Origin of the sequence: Rhodococcus wratislaviensis, from assembly GCF_041228765.1 — a bacterium.
In the GTDB taxonomy this organism is placed as follows: domain Bacteria; phylum Actinomycetota; class Actinomycetes; order Mycobacteriales; family Mycobacteriaceae; genus Rhodococcus_F; species Rhodococcus_F wratislaviensis.
In genome coordinates this window covers 2,065,869-2,081,038 of sequence record NZ_CP150488.1, presented here as the reverse complement: position 1 = coordinate 2,081,038, position 15,170 = coordinate 2,065,869, and the positions used below count along the sequence as shown (strand labels likewise).

Here is a 15,170-nt window from a genome sequence, read left to right as displayed (position 1 = left end):
GTGGCGCCTCGGCACCGTCACACGCGCCGGGCGTATCGCTCCCCATCGTGTGACGTGCGCGTGCTCCACGCACAGCAAGTTCCAGTGCCCGGAACGCGGTGATCAGTCGTCGAACGGAAACAGATCTCCCCTACCCTGGGCGAGCATCTGGGTGGTGTCACTACAAATGCGGTGCGCAGTCAGCTTCACGGCGTTGATCACCGACTCCGAAACCTGCTTCGACGAGTCGAATTGAACGGCGACAGCACCCATCGGCCGGCCTTTGATCAGGACGGGCGCAGCGATGTTGCCCAGGCCGAGAACCACACCATCCTTCTGGACGGCAACTCCCGATACCCGCACCTGCTTCAATTCTTCGCGAATCCGGGCCGGGTCCGTGATGGACTTCGGCGTGATTCCGACGAGGGGGCCGGACAGCAGTTCGGTGAGCTCGTCTTCACGCAGGTACGCCATCATCGCCCGGCCCATCGCGGACAGGTGCGCGGGGATCCGGGTGCCCACCTCCCCGATGGGCCGCGCGTGATCCACGGCGAAGAGCGCCTGCAGCACGACGACCTCGTTGCCCCGGAGCACCCCGAAGTGCACGGATTCCTTCGACCACGCCTGCAACTGCGCAAGATGCGGCAACGCCACCTCACGCATTCCGTCCACCGGCATAGAAGAAACCAACTGCAGCAGCCGAATGCCGAGCCTGTACCCCGCACCGTGTTCCTCGATCACATCCAGCTCACCCAAACGCTGCAGCAAACGGTGGACCGTCGACTTGGGCAGACCCGTCTTCCTGCTGATCTGAGTCAGTGTCAGCACCCGATCACGCTCGTTGAACGCTCCGATGACCAAGAACGCTTTCGCCAGGATGGAGGGAGGCGTACTCTCCGCGCCACCGACGTCTTGCTTGTCTTCTGCCATGTGCACCATCCGGGCCTCCGCACTCTCCGCTCCGCCGACCCACGGGGAAACCCACTGTAACGGCGGTCACAACGTGCCGGCATTCAGGGTACGGGTTTCACCGCCCGGTTCCAGCCCCCGGAACAGCGGCCGCCGCCGTCTCGTGTGACCACCTAACGTTCCCTCGAACAACAGGTTGCGCACGAAAGGAGACCTCGTGGTTCCACCCGGCACCATCGATGTGCATGCGCACTACTTCCCCCCGGGCGCTCCTCCTGCCGAGGTCATCGCAGGTTTTTCGCGAGCACCTCGATTGGTGGTCGACTCTCCGGCAGAGGGAAGGCTGGTTCGCGGGTCCGACAACTTCCGCGTCGTCCGGCGCCCACTCTGGGACGTACGGGCGCGTCTGGAGGACATGGATCGTGCCGGTATCGGGGTGCAGGCGATCTCTCCCGTTCCGGTCACACTGGCGTACGGTGCCCCGGCCGCACCGTTCGCCGCGTACTGCCGGTGGATCAACGAGTCCGTCGCCGGCGCGGTGGCAGAAAGTAACGGCAGACTCATCGGCATCGGAACCGTCCCCCTCGGGTCACCTCCCGGCTGCCTGGCCGAACTACGTTACCTTTCCGAGGTTTTGGGTCTTCGCGGCGTCGAGATCGGCACGCGAATCAATGGAATGGAGTTGGACGACCCGGCGCTGGCGTACTTCTTCGACGCCGCCGACAGCCTCAGGCTCGCGGTGCTCGTCCATCCCGTCGACGGCGGCGGCGGCGCGGTGCGCCGTTCCGGATTCACCTACGACTTCGGACTGGGGATGCCGTCGGACACCGCGTTGGCGGCCACCGCGCTCGTCTTCGGCGGGGTTCTGGACCGCCATCGAGGACTGCGCATCGCGATGGTCCACGGGTGCGGCACCTTCCCCTGGGCGTACCCGCGACTGCGCCTCGGCGCGCAGATTGCCGCCACCCACCTCCCCGAGGAGCTGGACCACCTCGTATCGCGGCTGTATGCAGACACCTTGGTGTTCGATGCGGCCCACCTGCCGGCATTGGTGCACCGCTTCGGCTCGAACAGGGTGCTGCTCGGTAGCGATCACCCATTCATCCCGGGTGAACCCGAAGGTGGACTGGCGGACTTGGACTCTGCGGCACAGTACCTGCCGCCCGGAACGGTACCGAGAATCCTGCGCGACAACGCACTCGAATTCCTCGGACTGTCCTCGGGCGCGCTCGTCACCGATCACTTCTCACCGATAAAGGAAGATCACTATGGCACTCACTGATGAAAATCTCGTCGACATTCCCGGGCTCGCCAGCCGGTGGGTCCGACTGGCGAACGGCGCTCGCGCGCATTACATGACTGCCGGCACGTCCGGCCCCGCCGTGATCCTGCTCCACGGCGGCCTACCCGGGTCGTCGGGTCTCGCGGGATGGCGCTTCATGGCTCCTTACCTCGGCGAGAACGGTTTTCGCGTCTACTGCCCCGACATGCCGGGCTTCGGCCTGTCGGACACGCGGGAGGAGTACTGGCCGGACGGCATGGAGTCCTTCGTCGACTTCATCGACCAGTTCGCCACCGCGCTGTGCCTCGACGAGTTCCACCTCGCGGGCAATTCCATGGGTTGCATGAACACGGTCAACTACACGGTTGCGCACCCGGACAAGGTCAAGAGTTTCATCCTGATCGCGGGAGATGTCGGCGACGTGGTCCCGGAACATTTGACACCGCCGGCGGGCGAGTTCCGTCTCACCGCCTACGACGGCACACGCGAGGGAATGCGCACGATGATGGAGGCGATCATCCACCGCGGCGAGGCGATCAGTGAGGATCTGATCGACATGCGTTACCTCTCGGCGAGGGACCGGATGGACGCGCACGCGAAGTTCTGGCCCACTCTGTTGCAGTACCGCCGGATCACCGACTGGACAGACGAGAATCGCGCCGCCCGTCTGGCCACCAAGGGGCGTCTGGACCGGTTGAGCACTCCGGGGCTCTACCTGTACGGCCGCCAGGACATCCTGACTCCGGTCGAGTGGGGATACGTCCAGGAAGACCACCTGCCCAATGTCCAGTTCTTCTACCCCGACGAGTGCGGCCACCAGGGTCAGACCGACCGGCCCGATCTGTTCAACCCGGTCTTCCTGGAGTTCTTCCGGGACGGCAAGGTCTCCGGAGATCTCGCCGATGCCGCCGGCGTCTCCGACCGTCGCCCCGAACTGCCGTTGATCGATCGCTCCCTGGTCCCTGCCTGACTTCTCCACCGACGGCCGGCTCCGAATCTCAGGATTCGGTGTCGGCCTTTCGGCCGTTTCACCCCCTCGCGAAACCTAGGACGTGTTCGATGTCTGTGCCGCACACTGCTTCGCCCGGAAAGTCACCAACCCCCACGACGGAGGCGCGGGAACCCGGTCGTCGTGACCGGACCTGGCTTTCAGTCTGCGCGGCAATGTTCGTGGTGGCGTGGGGAGGTAATCAGTTCACGCCGTTGTTGACCATGTACCGGGCGGAGCGCGGGTACAGCGAACTCGCCGTAAACACGCTGCTGTTCGCGTATGTGATCGGCTTGATACCTTCGCTTCTGCTCGCCCATCGACTCGCCGAGCGGTGGGGCCCCCGGGCTCCCCTGGTCCTCGCCGTGCCCGCGAGCGCACTGGGTTCGATCCTGGTCGCGGCTGGGTCGCACAACCCCGTTCTGATGTTCGCCGGGCGAATGTCGACCGGCGTGGCACTGGGCATCGGGATGGTGGTCGGCGGGCTGGCGCTCGACTCGCTGACGAACACACCCGGCCGCGCTCCACGAGCGTCGGCGATGAGTCTGACCAGCGGATTCGCCGTGGGCGCCGGCGCCGCGGGCGCCCTCGCCCAGTGGGTACCCGCGCCGACCACTGCGCCTTATGCCCTGCACGTGATCCTCTGCGCTGCCGGTGCGGTGCTGGTCGTGCGATTCACACCGAAGACAGCACGCACACCGGCGGTACCGCCGGGCAGGGCGCCGGCGCGAACACCACTCCCCGGCGCATTTCATCTCCTGGTGATCCCCGCGGCTCCGTGGATCTTCGGCGCGCTGGGTATCGCCTACGCGGTCCTCCCGTCCATCGTCGCGCCCCAACTGAACGGCTTCGCCACTGCTTTCTCCGGACTGCTATGTCTCCTCAGTCTGGGTTTGGGCTTCCTCGCGCAGCGGCTGGTCGGGACCGCCGAACGGCGAACGGGTCCGGCGCGGACGACAGGAGTGGCACTCGTTGTAACCGGCACGCTCGCGGCCGCCGGCGCCGCCGCAACCGAGGCGCTCTGGCTGGCCGTGGTCGCCGCATCAGTGCTGGGGATCGGCTACGGGTTGACGTTGGTCGGTTGCCTGCGCGACTGTGAGCGATTGGCTCCGCCCGGCAGGTTGGGGACCATGACCGGGCGGGTCTACTGCCTCGGCTACCTGGGGTTCGGATTGCCGACCGCGATCGCTTGGCTGCACAGTTCGTTCGCGATCGGCACGGCGGCGACATTGTTGTGTGTGGCCGCGGCGGCTGTCGTAACCAACGCTGGAGGAGCGGCCGTTCTGCGCATCGTGCGACGAGTGCATCCGGGCTGATCTGCACTCTGAGGTGTTCCAGCGGTCGGAACTACGCACCACGCGGGCGTGCGACGTCGCTACGTTTCGACTATGTCCTTCCTGATCGTCGGCGCCTCGGTTGCAGGCACCAGAACAGCAATCGCTCTGCGGCAGCGCGGTTTCGCCGGGCGCATCGTGCTCCTCGAGAGCGAGGAGCACTGGCCGTACGACAAGCCCCCGCTGTCCAAGGATCTTCTGGCCGAGGGAGATGTTCCGGACGTCCCGCGCCTCCTCACCCCCGACCTCGCAGCAGAGTTCGACCTCGACGTCCGGTTGGGCGTGCGCGCCACCCGCCTGGACCCGGCACGGCGGGTGGTGCTCACCCACACCGGCGAGCAGTTCTCCTACGTGCAATTGGTGATCGCTACCGGCGCCCACGCGCGCACGCTGCCGATTCCCGACGCTCCGGCCGGGGTTCACACGCTGCGCACGCTCGACGACGCGACGGCCCTCCGAGAAGCACTCGCCGCCGGGCCACGCGTCGCCGTGGTGGGGGCCGGATTCATCGGCGCCGAATTCGCCTCCGCGGCGCGAGGCCGGGGACTCGACGTCACCCTGATCGAGGCACTCGACGTCCCGATGAGTCACATCTTCGGCGCCGAGGTCGGTCATGAGATCTCCTCGATCCACACACTGGGCGGGGCAAAGCTCGTCACCGGAGCGCGGGTCGAGCGTTTCCTCGGCAGCGAGCGGGTCGAAGGGGTCGCCCTCGCCGACGGAACTGAAGTACCCGCCGACCTCGTCGTCGTCGGCGTCGGCGCAGTACCGAATACGCAGTGGCTCGGGGGAAGTGGGCTTCCCATCGACGGCGGGGTGCAGTGCACCGACCGCTTCGAGGTCGAAGGCTTCCCGTCGATCTTCGCCATAGGCGACCTCGCTCTGCGTCGGCATCCGCTGTTGGGTGTGACTGCTCGGATCGAGCACTGGACCAGTGCCGGTGAGCAAGCCGACGCCGTCGGGGCGATCGTCACCGGTGCCGAGCCCCCTGCACCGCAGCTTCCGTACGTGTGGTCCGACCAGTACGGCGCCCGGATCCAGATCGTCGGGATGCCCTCGCTCGGCGAACTCGCCCACCGTGAGGGGTCGATGTCGGAGGGCCGGTTCCGTGCCGTCTACACCGACGCCGACCACAAGCCGATCGCCCAGGTCAGCGTCAACGACACCCGAGTCGTCGCGGCATTTCGCAAGAACCACCGTCGCGGCGGGAATCTCGAGGACCTCGTCGGCGAACAGACTCCCGCCCGATAAGGAAGGTAATCATGCGTCAGATCCAGCATTTCAAAGGCGGCCCGGACAAGATCCTTCACATCGAGACCGAGGGCTGCAAGGTCAACGTGATCATCGGAACTCACGACCTGAGCAACGAGGTCTTCACGACCGTCGAGATTCTGCCCGCCGAACCCGACGACGACGGAAGAAACTGGATGGCAATCGGCCCCACCGCCGTGCTGGTCGTTCCGGCCACGGGCTCCGATCCCGACAGTTGGCTCTTCCGAGACCTCGCCGCAGCCAACCCGACACCTCATCAGAACGGATCATCCTCATGACCGCAGAGCAATTCATCATCGACGACCGCGAGAACAACCTCTTCCGGGTCAACCGTGAAGCCTTCACCTCTGAAGACGTGTTGCAGCGCGAGCGAAAAGAGATCTTCGGCAAGACGTGGCTCTACGTCGGACACGAGTCCGAAATTCCCGGCAAGAACGACTTCCAGACCCGGGACGTCGGCGGCCGGCCGGTGATCTTCAACCGCGACCGCCACGGTGACGTCCGGGTGCTGCTCAACACCTGCCTGCACCGCGGGTCCTCCGTCTGCCGGCACAGCTCCGGGAACGCCAAGATCTTCACCTGCTTCTACCACGGCTGGGCGTACCGGAATTCGGGCGAGTTGGTCAACGTGCCCGGCAACGAGGACTACAAGAGCGAGCCGGCGGCCGTGTACAAGGGTCTGCAGTCCCCTGCACAGGTGGACTCCTACCGCGGGCTCTACTTCGTGAACTTCGATCCCGACGCACCGGATCTGCTGACGTTCCTCGGTGAAGCCCGCTACTTCATCGATCTGGCAGCCGATCAGTCCCCCGAAGGCGTCGCCATCCTGGAGGGAACGCACAAGTATTCGCTGAAGGCCAACTGGAAGCTCCTCGTCGAGAACAGCATCGACGGATACCACGCCAAGTCCGTCCACCACACCTACTTCGAGATGATGATGGAGCTCGGCGCCACACCCCCGATGCTCGGCAAGGACACCGTCAACGGTGTCGCGCCGGCCGGTATGGGCACCGAGTTCCCGAACGGGCATGCCACACTGATGTATCCGGCCAACGGACTCCCGCTGGCGACCGACAGCGTCAAGCAGACCCTCGCCGGCCTTCGATCACAGGCTGAGCAGGCGTTCGGTGAGAACTACGCCAACGCGATGTTCGGTCTCGCACGAAACTCGGTGTTCTTTCCCAGCCTCATCCTGATCGACCTCAGCTTCGGACTGACGCTGCGCACGTTCTACCCGGTCAGCGCATCGGAAACCCTCGTCACCGGCTGGCAGATCATCCCCAAGGGCGTCGACGAGGAGTTCGTCAAATATCGCATCAACAACGCGCTCACGTTCTGGGGACCGGCGGGGCTCGCAACCCCGGACGACGTCGAGGCGCTCGAGCAGGCCCAGAAGGGGTTCGGCGCACGCGGCGAGGTCGGCTGGTCCGACGTGTCGAAGGGAATGGGCAAGCCCGTCCCGGCGGCCAACGACGAACTGCAGATGCGGTCGTGGTGGCGAGAATGGAACAGGCGCATCACCGGAGAACAGCTCCCCACCGAGGGAACGTCCTTCGTCCCCTTCGACAAACAGGGTGTCGATGCCTGACCTCGCTGGATCACACCGAATCATCCACAACGCAGCTCGTCATCTCAGAAGGACATCCCTATGACTTCCGTATCGGAGACACCGTCCATCACCACTCGTAGCGCAGTCGAGGAGTTCCTCTTCCACGAAGCCGGCCTGATCGATCGATGGCGGCTCGAGGAGTGGCTCGATCTGTTCACTCTCGATTGCACGTACGAGGTGCCCGCCACGGACCGTCCGGACGCAGACCCCGGTCTCACCTGGTCGCTCATCCACGACGGTCGCACCATGCTCGAACAGCGCGTGATCCGCCTAAAGAAGCCCGAAGCGCACGCCGAGTTTCCGCATTCTCAGACGAGCCGGATCGTCGGCAACGTGCAGATTCTCGACAAAACCGACGAATCGATCTCCGTCACCGCAAATTTCATCATCAACCGGGCAAAGGCCGGCAAGTTCGACACGTACGTCGGCCGATACGAGTACGAGCTCGTCCCCCGGAACTCGTCGTTCCTGATCCGTCGAAAGCGTGCCGTTCTGGCTCACGACATGCTCGATCCCCAGGGCAAGATCAGCTTCATCATCTGAACGCATCCGCGCTTTACGAGAGGGCCGACCATGGCACCAGAAGTGTCCACCGAAGCACTGATCTTCGCGTGCAACGAGGACGATCTGACCGACGGTGAAAACCTCCGGTTGGACGCCGATGGCGGGATCGCCGTCTTTCGCGTCGACGGCGAGTTCTTCGCCACGTCCGACTCCTGCAGTCACGAGAAGTGGTCGCTGGGCGAGGAGGGCGAGCTCGAGGGGCACGAGGTGCTCTGCACGCTCCACATGGCCCGGTTCGACGTCCGCACCGGGGCGCCCCTGTGCTTTCCCGCGGTTCTCGCACTGAAGAAGTACCGAACTGTCGTGACCGACGGCCGGGTGTACATAGCACCGAACGAAGACTGAACGCTCTCGCGTGCAGCGCATTCCAGCGGAAGGTAATACCACAACATGAACAGGTTCAAAGGCCGGACCGTGGTTGTCACCGGGGCCGGCAGCGGCATCGGCCGCGCCATCGCCGTGCGGCTGGCGGATGAGGGTGCCGATCTCGTTCTCGGAGACCTCAGTGCGGACGCCGTGGAGGCGGTCGCCGAACACCTTCGGCCCGGCAACGCGGCGTCGGTGACCACGGTCGTCGGAGACCTCTCGCAACGAGAGGATGCCGCCGACCTCATCCGAAGGACGGTCACCGAACGCGGTGCGATAGACGTGCTGGTGAACTGCGCGGGCGGCGGCGTCATCCTTCCGACGTTCGACCACACCGAAGAAACATTGCGGGCCACCATCGACCGCAATCTCTGGACCACCCTGTACACCACGCTCGAAGCACTACCCCACATGGTGGACGCCGGATACGGCCGGATCGTCCACATCGGAGCCGAATCCGTACGCAATGGTTTGTATCGGCACGCGATCTACAACGCCGCGAAGGGTGGAGTTCATGCATTCGGAACCGGGCTCGCGCGGGAGTTCGCGGATTCCGGAATCACCGTGAACACGGTCGCTCCGGCATGGATCGAGACGCCGGAGGCCGCCGCCAAGTTGGCCTCCGCACCGCCCGAAGTGAAAGACGACATGGCGATATTCGGCGCCCAGATGCGCACCCTCATCCCGATGGATCGCCCTGGAACGGTCGAAGAAGTAGCGGCCACAGTTGCCTTCGTCGCGTCCGAAGAAGCGTCCTACGTCACCGGTCAAGTGATCAGCGTGAACGGTGGCAGCTCGATGCTGTGACCACGGCGTTGCACACCCCGGCCTTGCCATCCGCTGGTTGGAAAGTTTATGGTCAGTCCATTCGCATGAGAGGAGATCAGCGTGTCGATCAGAGTGGGATTGTCGGTCACCGACGCACTCCTTGTGCCGAAACCCGCAGATCGGCGGCTTCTCCTCGATTCCGCGGCAGAGGCGGGGATCGACCACATCACCGTCGGTGACCACATCAGCTTCCACGGCGGTACCGGGTTCGACGGCATGGTGTCGGCGACGTCCGTGCTGTCGGCCCACGACACGCTGTCGGTGATCATCGGTGTCTACCTGCTCGGTCTGCGGCATCCGATGCTCGCTGCGCGCCAGATAGCGACGCTGTCGCAGATCGCTCCCGGCCGGTTGGTCCTCGGCGCCGGTGTGGGCGGCGAGGACCGCTCCGAGATCTCGAACAGCGGGGTCGACCCCAGCACCCGCGGCCGTCGCCTCGACGAGACCCTCGACGTATTGCGCGCCGTCCTCACCGGCGAGGAGGTCACGCATCACGGCGAGTTCTTCACCCTCGACCGCGCGCGCATCCTGCCGATGCCTCAACCGCAGGTGCCGATCCTGATCGGTGGCCGCGGCGAATCCGCCATCCGACGCACCGCCCGGTACGGCGACGGCTGGCTCGGTATCTTCTGCACTCCGCGGCGCTTCGCCGAGACGCGAACCGCGATCCTCGACGCCGCAGCGAAGGAGAACCGCGCTCCGGATTCGTTCGGTGTCAACGTGTGGTGTGGCCTCGACACCGATGCCGCGGTCGCAGATCGTCTGGTCGGCGAGAAAATGCAGGCGCTGTACCAGTTGCCGCGCGAGAAGTTCCGACATCTCGCACCCGCCGGCACCCCCGAGCAGGTGGCCGAGTGGCTGAACTCGTTCGTCGAGGCAGGCGCCGACAACATCACCCTGGTCCCGGCAACCACGTCGATGGAATCGGCCATCGAGCACACGGCCTCGGTCCGCGCGCTGCTCCTCGACCATCACCGCTGACGTCGATGCCCACCTCCGACGAGCACAGCGGCCGTAAGCATCTGCCGCTCAGCATGTTCGACGAACTTCTCGACGACGCCGCCGTCGCGGTCGACTGCCTGTCCGCTATCGTCCGGGTCTGCTCCGAGGCCACCGGAAAGGCGGTGACCCTGTTCGATCGCAAGGGCCACATCGTTGCGTCCACCCGACCCGAGGCGGCCAGGCAGACCGCGTTCCCACCACTCGGCGACATCGTGGGCGGGCAGCCGACCCCGACCGGCGCGGACCCCGTCCTCATCGCTGCCGAACTGGGCACCGGGTTGTCGCGGCGCAAGATCCTCAGCGCGATCGTCGAACGCGGTGAACACCTCGGATGGCTCGTCGTCGACGAACAACCCACGCCGTTCGTTCCCACGGACGAGTACGTGACCCTCCGCTGCGCCCGTCGCATCGGGGCGCAGTTCCTCACTCAGCGTCGCATCACGCGGGTCGCCTGGAACGCCCGGTCGAATCTCGCCCGCCAACTCGTTCGCGGCTCCGGCGCCTGGGCCGATCTCGCGGCCGGTGCCGAATACCTCGGTGTGAACGTCCACGCCCACCGCGCCCTAGTGTATGTCCGCGAACCCGAGGGAGCGCCCGACGATCTGGACCGCACCCTCGCCGAGTACACCGAGCGGGCGCTCGGCCTGGAGGTGCTGTCGACGCGCGGGTCGGAGGGAATCCTTCTGCTCATCGAGGCGCCCGCGCATGCCGCATCGCCGACCGTCGTCAGGCGCATCACCGCGACCCTCGAGGCCGCGGTCACCGAACTGAGCCCGACGGGCGGGTTGATTGCCGGGGTGTCGTCCGTGTACGAACCCGATTCGTTCGTCCGCGCATATCGGGAGGCCCGGGAGGTCGTGCGCTGCATCGACCGTTTCACCGACGGAACCGGACACCGCGTTCTCGCCGTCGACGATCTGGGACCCGCCCGGCTGTTCCTGGCGAACGGCGAGGTGTCGGCGATTCGGCACTTCATCGACGACATGCTCGGCCCCCTCCTCGACGACGATGTCGCGTCGGCCGAACTGATTCGCACACTGGCCGTCTGGTTCGAGGAGAATCGCGGCATGCGCCGCACCGCCACCAGGCTGGGCGTGCACGAGAACACGGTCCGTCTCCGGTTGTCGCGGGTGCACACCCTTACCGGTCTCGACGTCACCGGCGACGCGACCCATCAACTGAGCATCCACACCGCACTACTCGTCCTTCGGCTACGCGACTATCCGGCACTCCACGCCGAAAGTCGTTGCGCCGATGCGAAGGACGACACCGCGTCGCTCACCGACGAACGGAGAACCGCATGACCGACCCGCGCCGCCGCAAGGCCCTGGTGACCGGTGCCGCACGCGAGGGCGGGATCGGCAAGGCCATCGTCGCCCGCCTCGAGGCCGACGGGATGGAGGTCGTCACTCTCGACCGTTCACCTGGCTGCACGTATCAGGCCGAAATGTCCGCCGACGAACTGCCGGCACTCGACGACATCGACGTCTACGTCGCGAACGCGGGGCTGACGACGATGTTCGGTGCCGCGCACAGCTTGTCGATCGACAAGTGGCGGAAGGATCTCGACGTCAATCTCACCGGGACCTTTCGAGTGCTCCAGCAGTGCCTGTCGGGAATGCGGGAACGGCGGTACGGGCGCGTCGTCGTCATCTCCAGTACCGCAGGCACGCAGGGCATGCCGGCCCAGGTCTCCTACAGCACCACGAAGGCCGGCCTGCTCGGTCTGGTCAAGACCGTTGCGGCCGAGAATGTCGCCCTGGGCATCACCGCCAACGCGGTCCTACCCGGAATGACCGCCAGTTCCGGCATCCTGTCCATGCCGCAGGACATCCAGGACGCGTGGCTCGCATCGATGCCCAACGGCTTCGTCGACCCGGCCGACATCGCGGACGCCGTCGCGTTCTTCGCCTCCCCTACGGCTCGCAGTGTCACCGGCCAGTTCCTCACCGTCGACGCCGGCGACGGACTGAACACCCGCACGGTCACGTCCTCGGTGGCACAGCGCTGACGGCGCCCGCGCGCACTCAGTTCACCAGCACGCCCCCGTCGACGGGGAGACTTACCCCGGTCAGGTACGCGGACGCGTCGCCCGCCAGGAACACCACGACCGCGGCGATGTCTTCGGGATCGCCGATGCGTCCGAGGGGAATCTTGGCATCGATGATCTTACGTTTGTAGTTCTCGCTGTAGTGCGCGGTCGCCTCCGACGGAAAGACCCCCGGCAGAATGGCATTGACGCGTATTCCACTCGGCCCGAGTTGCGCGGCGAGGTCGCGGGTCAGGCCGAGGACGGCCGCCTTGCTCGCGCTGTATGCGGCGGCGGGCATCTTCGCGGTCGTGAGAGCCATGACGCTGGAGACGTTCACGATCGAACTGCCCGCCCCCATCACCCGCGCGCACGCCTGGATCATCCAGTAGGAGCCGTGCAGGTTTACATCGACGACGGACCGGAAGTGGTCGGGCGAATCCTGCGTCACGTGGTGGTACTCGCCGCCGGTGCCCGCATTGTTGACGAGGACGTCCACCTTCCCGAATGCGTCGATGGCGGCATCGACGAGCCGATTGCACTGATCCACCTGCGTCACATCGGTCTCCACCGCCACCGCGCGGGGGTTGTATTGCCGCACCAACTCCGCGGTCGCGGCCAGTTTGTCGCCGCGCCGGGCGCCTAGGACGACGTCCGCGCCCGCCTGCGCCAGCGCGAATGCGTAGGCCACGCCGAGTCCGGAGGATGCTCCCGTCACGATCGCCACCTTCCCGCGCAAGGAGAATCGCTCCAGCATGTTTCGGTCATCGGCGGTATTCGACATAGGCAACCTCTATCACGCAGTCGGGCGGCAGCCGAAGCATCGAATGGAACGCCACTGTGGGTTTCTTCAGCGGCAATCGCTTCCGTGTTTGCGGTGTCGGCATACCGGCCTGATCGTGGACTCGTGACGGAATTCGACGTGAACATCCTGACCACACGGGCCACCGACGCGTCCGGTCGCCGGTGGCCGGGAGCCGTGGTGTCCGCACCCTCGGCGCTGCCGGGTGGGGTGTCGAGCCTGACGTACCGGGCCACGCTGACGCGACCGGGCCTGCCCGACAGCGAGATAGTCCTCAAGATAGCACCGCCCGGGCTGGAACCGGTCCGCAACCGGGACGTGCTCCGCCAGGCACGCATCATCCGTCTCCTCGACGGCGCACCCGGCGTCCGCGTGCCGTCGATTCTCTTCGAGGAGGACGGAACGGCCGAACGCCCACCGCTCTTCGCGATGACCCTCGTCGACGGACAATCCTACGAGCCACTGCTCGACGTCGCCGACGACCCGCCCGCCCCGGGCACCGTCACCGTCCGCGCCCGTGCGGCCGCCCGGATGCTCGGCCGCATGCAGAACCTGGATCCCGTCGCACTCGGAATCGGCGACGAACCGGTCGTCACGGTGCCGGAGGAACTGGAGCGCTGGCAGCGCCTGCTGGACACCGTCGGCGACGACATCGCACCCCGGCACGCCGAACTCCATGCCGCCCTCGCGGAACGGATCCCGACACCGGTCGCTCCCACCCTGCTACACGGCGACTACCGACTCGCGAACATGCTGTTTTCTGGCGAAGACCTCGCCGCGATCATCGACTGGGAGATCTGGTCGGTCGGCGATCCCCGCACCGACCTGGCGTGGTTGCTGATGCACACCGACCCGGTGCACCGGTTCCGGCGGTCCCGTCCCACGACCGATATCGAGGCCGGCACCGGAATGCCCTCCCGCGACGAACTGTTGGGCGCCTACCGCGCCGAGCGTGACGTTCCGGTTCCCGACCTGGACTGGTTCCTCGCCTACTGCCACTACAAGACGGCGTCGACCCTCTCGGTCTTCGTCAAGCGCAACCGGAAACGCACCGATCCAGACCCGGCCCTGGTCGTCGCCGCCGACAGCCTCGCCGCGGTGATCGAGCGCGGCCTCACCGTCCTCGGAGCACCGGTGGCGCCCTGAGGACCGACGGCATCAGGCCGACGACACCACCTCCGTGACATTGCGAGGTACCACCGCCGTGACATTGCGAGGTACCACCTCGACGACAACCTTCCCCGTCGCGGCGCGGTCGTCAAGCGCGCGCAGGGCGGTCGCCGCCTGCTCGAGCGGGAACGTCGCCCCGACGAACGGCCGGATCGCGCCCTCGGCGGCGAGTCCCTCGACGGCGTCCCGGACCATCCGCAGCGTCCCTGGATATTCGGTTTCCATGTTGTCCATGGTGATTCCCGTGACGGTGAGGTTGCGGTGGAGGAGCCGGTTGACCTTCACGGTCGGGATCGAACCTCCCGTGAATCCGACGACGACGAGCCGCCCGCCCTGCCGCAACGAGCGGAGCGAGTCGGTGAACCGGTCACCGCCCACCGGGTCGATCACGACGTGGACGCCGCGCCCGTCCGTCAGATCGCGGACGTCGTCGAGCCAGGGTCCGTCCGACCGGACCACCGCGTGTGCACCGCATCGCCGGGCCACCGCGGCCTTCTCGGCATTCGAGACCACAGCGATCGCCTTCGCGCCGAAGGTCTCGGCGAGGTCGAGTGCGGCGGTGCCCACCCCGCCCGCTGCGCCGTGGACGAGGACGTACTCCCCTGGCTGAATCTGCGCTCGATGAAGTGCGTACCAGGCCGTCGAGTAATTCATGTACAGGGCAGCGCCTTCGACGAATGACATCGCCGCCGGGAGCTTCACCGTGTAGTCGGGCAGAGCCAGCGCGCGGTCGGCGAGCGCACCGTGCCAGACGATTCCCCCGACCCTGTCGCCCGGCCGGAAATCGGTCCCGGCCGGTGCCTCGACCACGACACCGGCGAATTCGCTGCCACATACGTATGGTGTCGGCACGCCGTTCTGGTACTTGCCCCAGGTCTGCAACGGGTCGATGAACGACAGACCGGCGGCGTGCACGTCGACGAGCAGCCGCTGTCCGTCCGCGCGTGGGTGGGCGCCGACAGGTTCCGGCACTTCTGCCAAGGTGGCGGCCTCGGGGCCGGTTAAGTCCTCGACGACGACTGCGCGCATGGACGTC

Annotated in this window: 16 protein-coding genes; 13 read left to right on the top strand and 3 right to left on the bottom strand. The window is 66.2% G+C overall.

All coding sequences use genetic code 11. From position 1 onward, the window contains the following. Positions 1-102: 102 nt before the first annotated feature. Positions 103-909, bottom strand: coding sequence for an IclR family transcriptional regulator (locus WKC72_RS09335; protein WP_235214660.1), 807 nt, complete (start codon positions 907-909; stop codon positions 103-105). 196 nt (positions 910-1,105) lie between these two features. Here WKC72_RS09335 and WKC72_RS09330 point away from each other — a divergent pair, with 196 nt between their 5' ends. From WKC72_RS09330 to WKC72_RS09275, 12 genes are all read left to right on the top strand, one after another. Next, complete coding sequence (locus tag WKC72_RS09330; RefSeq protein ID WP_370182378.1) at positions 1,106-2,170, top strand: amidohydrolase family protein; 1,065 nt, start codon at positions 1,106-1,108, stop codon at positions 2,168-2,170. Continuing rightward, entirely contained in the window at positions 2,157-3,140 is a 984-nt protein-coding gene (locus tag WKC72_RS09325; protein ID WP_128641236.1) for an alpha/beta fold hydrolase, read from the top strand. Before WKC72_RS09330 ends, WKC72_RS09325 begins: the two co-directional genes overlap by 14 nt. 194 nt (positions 3,141-3,334) lie before the next feature. After that, complete coding sequence (locus tag WKC72_RS09320; RefSeq protein ID WP_370182377.1) at positions 3,335-4,474, top strand: MFS transporter; 1,140 nt, start codon at positions 3,335-3,337, stop codon at positions 4,472-4,474. A gap of 72 nt (positions 4,475-4,546) precedes the next feature. Next, on the top strand, positions 4,547-5,743 hold the full coding sequence (locus tag WKC72_RS09315; RefSeq protein ID WP_268789428.1) for an NAD(P)/FAD-dependent oxidoreductase: 1,197 nt from the start codon (positions 4,547-4,549) through the stop codon (positions 5,741-5,743). A gap of 11 nt (positions 5,744-5,754) precedes the next feature. Further along, positions 5,755-6,042 (top strand): hypothetical protein, encoded by a 288-nt coding sequence (locus tag WKC72_RS09310; protein WP_012691800.1) that lies wholly within the window; start codon positions 5,755-5,757, stop codon positions 6,040-6,042. Then, positions 6,039-7,352 (top strand): Rieske 2Fe-2S domain-containing protein, encoded by a 1,314-nt coding sequence (locus WKC72_RS09305; protein WP_112300215.1) that lies wholly within the window; start codon positions 6,039-6,041, stop codon positions 7,350-7,352. The genes WKC72_RS09310 and WKC72_RS09305 overlap by 4 nt, the downstream gene beginning before the upstream one ends. A gap of 60 nt (positions 7,353-7,412) precedes the next feature. Beyond that, a complete protein-coding gene (locus WKC72_RS09300) occupies positions 7,413-7,916 on the top strand; it encodes an aromatic-ring-hydroxylating dioxygenase subunit beta (RefSeq protein ID WP_037231289.1) in 504 nt (167 codons plus the stop codon). Positions 7,917-7,946: 30 nt separating this feature from the next. Beyond that, the gene (locus WKC72_RS09295) at positions 7,947-8,282 is read left to right on the top strand and encodes a non-heme iron oxygenase ferredoxin subunit (protein ID WP_037231287.1); all 336 of its coding nucleotides are present in this window, start codon (positions 7,947-7,949) and stop codon (positions 8,280-8,282) included. A 45-nt stretch (positions 8,283-8,327) separates the two neighbouring features. Beyond that, positions 8,328-9,110 (top strand): SDR family NAD(P)-dependent oxidoreductase, encoded by a 783-nt coding sequence (locus WKC72_RS09290; RefSeq protein WP_037231285.1) that lies wholly within the window; start codon positions 8,328-8,330, stop codon positions 9,108-9,110. An 81-nt stretch (positions 9,111-9,191) separates the two neighbouring features. Further along, complete coding sequence (locus tag WKC72_RS09285; RefSeq protein ID WP_009475507.1) at positions 9,192-10,112, top strand: LLM class flavin-dependent oxidoreductase; 921 nt, start codon at positions 9,192-9,194, stop codon at positions 10,110-10,112. 5 nt (positions 10,113-10,117) lie between these two features. Next, positions 10,118-11,437: a CdaR family transcriptional regulator gene (locus tag WKC72_RS09280; RefSeq protein ID WP_009475508.1), complete on the top strand. Its 1,320-nt coding sequence runs from the start codon at positions 10,118-10,120 to the stop codon at positions 11,435-11,437. Beyond that, positions 11,434-12,144: an SDR family oxidoreductase gene (locus WKC72_RS09275; protein ID WP_370182376.1), complete on the top strand. Its 711-nt coding sequence runs from the start codon at positions 11,434-11,436 to the stop codon at positions 12,142-12,144. Before WKC72_RS09280 ends, WKC72_RS09275 begins: the two co-directional genes overlap by 4 nt. Before the next feature lie 16 nt (positions 12,145-12,160). On the opposite strand, the gene WKC72_RS09270 is transcribed toward WKC72_RS09275, so the two are convergent. After that, complete coding sequence (locus WKC72_RS09270; protein ID WP_037231279.1) at positions 12,161-12,946, bottom strand: SDR family NAD(P)-dependent oxidoreductase; 786 nt, start codon at positions 12,944-12,946, stop codon at positions 12,161-12,163. Between the two features lie 123 nt (positions 12,947-13,069). Between WKC72_RS09270 and WKC72_RS09265 the strand changes: the two genes are divergently transcribed. Further along, positions 13,070-14,110, top strand: coding sequence for a phosphotransferase family protein (locus WKC72_RS09265; protein ID WP_268789424.1), 1,041 nt, complete (start codon positions 13,070-13,072; stop codon positions 14,108-14,110). A gap of 12 nt (positions 14,111-14,122) precedes the next feature. Here the strand turns inward: WKC72_RS09265 and WKC72_RS09260 are convergent, their stop codons facing one another. Beyond that, on the bottom strand, positions 14,123-15,163 hold the full coding sequence (locus tag WKC72_RS09260) for an NADPH:quinone oxidoreductase family protein (protein ID WP_268789423.1): 1,041 nt from the start codon (positions 15,161-15,163) through the stop codon (positions 14,123-14,125). Between the last annotated feature and the right edge of the window lie 7 nt (positions 15,164-15,170).

Coding starts and splice junctions, on each gene's coding strand:
- WKC72_RS09335 (WP_235214660.1), bottom strand. CDS start 909: ATGGCAGAAGACAAGCAAGACGTCGGTGGCGCGGAGAGTACGCCTCCC.
- WKC72_RS09325 (WP_128641236.1), top strand. CDS start 2,157: ATGGCACTCACTGATGAAAATCTCGTCGACATTCCCGGGCTCGCCAGC.
- WKC72_RS09320 (WP_370182377.1), top strand. CDS start 3,335: ATGTTCGTGGTGGCGTGGGGAGGTAATCAGTTCACGCCGTTGTTGACC.
- WKC72_RS09315 (WP_268789428.1), top strand. CDS start 4,547: ATGTCCTTCCTGATCGTCGGCGCCTCGGTTGCAGGCACCAGAACAGCA.
- WKC72_RS09310 (WP_012691800.1), top strand. CDS start 5,755: ATGCGTCAGATCCAGCATTTCAAAGGCGGCCCGGACAAGATCCTTCAC.
- WKC72_RS09305 (WP_112300215.1), top strand. CDS start 6,039: ATGACCGCAGAGCAATTCATCATCGACGACCGCGAGAACAACCTCTTC.
- WKC72_RS09300 (WP_037231289.1), top strand. CDS start 7,413: ATGACTTCCGTATCGGAGACACCGTCCATCACCACTCGTAGCGCAGTC.
- WKC72_RS09295 (WP_037231287.1), top strand. CDS start 7,947: ATGGCACCAGAAGTGTCCACCGAAGCACTGATCTTCGCGTGCAACGAG.
- WKC72_RS09290 (WP_037231285.1), top strand. CDS start 8,328: ATGAACAGGTTCAAAGGCCGGACCGTGGTTGTCACCGGGGCCGGCAGC.
- WKC72_RS09280 (WP_009475508.1), top strand. CDS start 10,118: ATGCCCACCTCCGACGAGCACAGCGGCCGTAAGCATCTGCCGCTCAGC.
- WKC72_RS09275 (WP_370182376.1), top strand. CDS start 11,434: ATGACCGACCCGCGCCGCCGCAAGGCCCTGGTGACCGGTGCCGCACGC.
- WKC72_RS09270 (WP_037231279.1), bottom strand. CDS start 12,946: ATGTCGAATACCGCCGATGACCGAAACATGCTGGAGCGATTCTCCTTG.
- WKC72_RS09260 (WP_268789423.1), bottom strand. CDS start 15,163: ATGCGCGCAGTCGTCGTCGAGGACTTAACCGGCCCCGAGGCCGCCACC.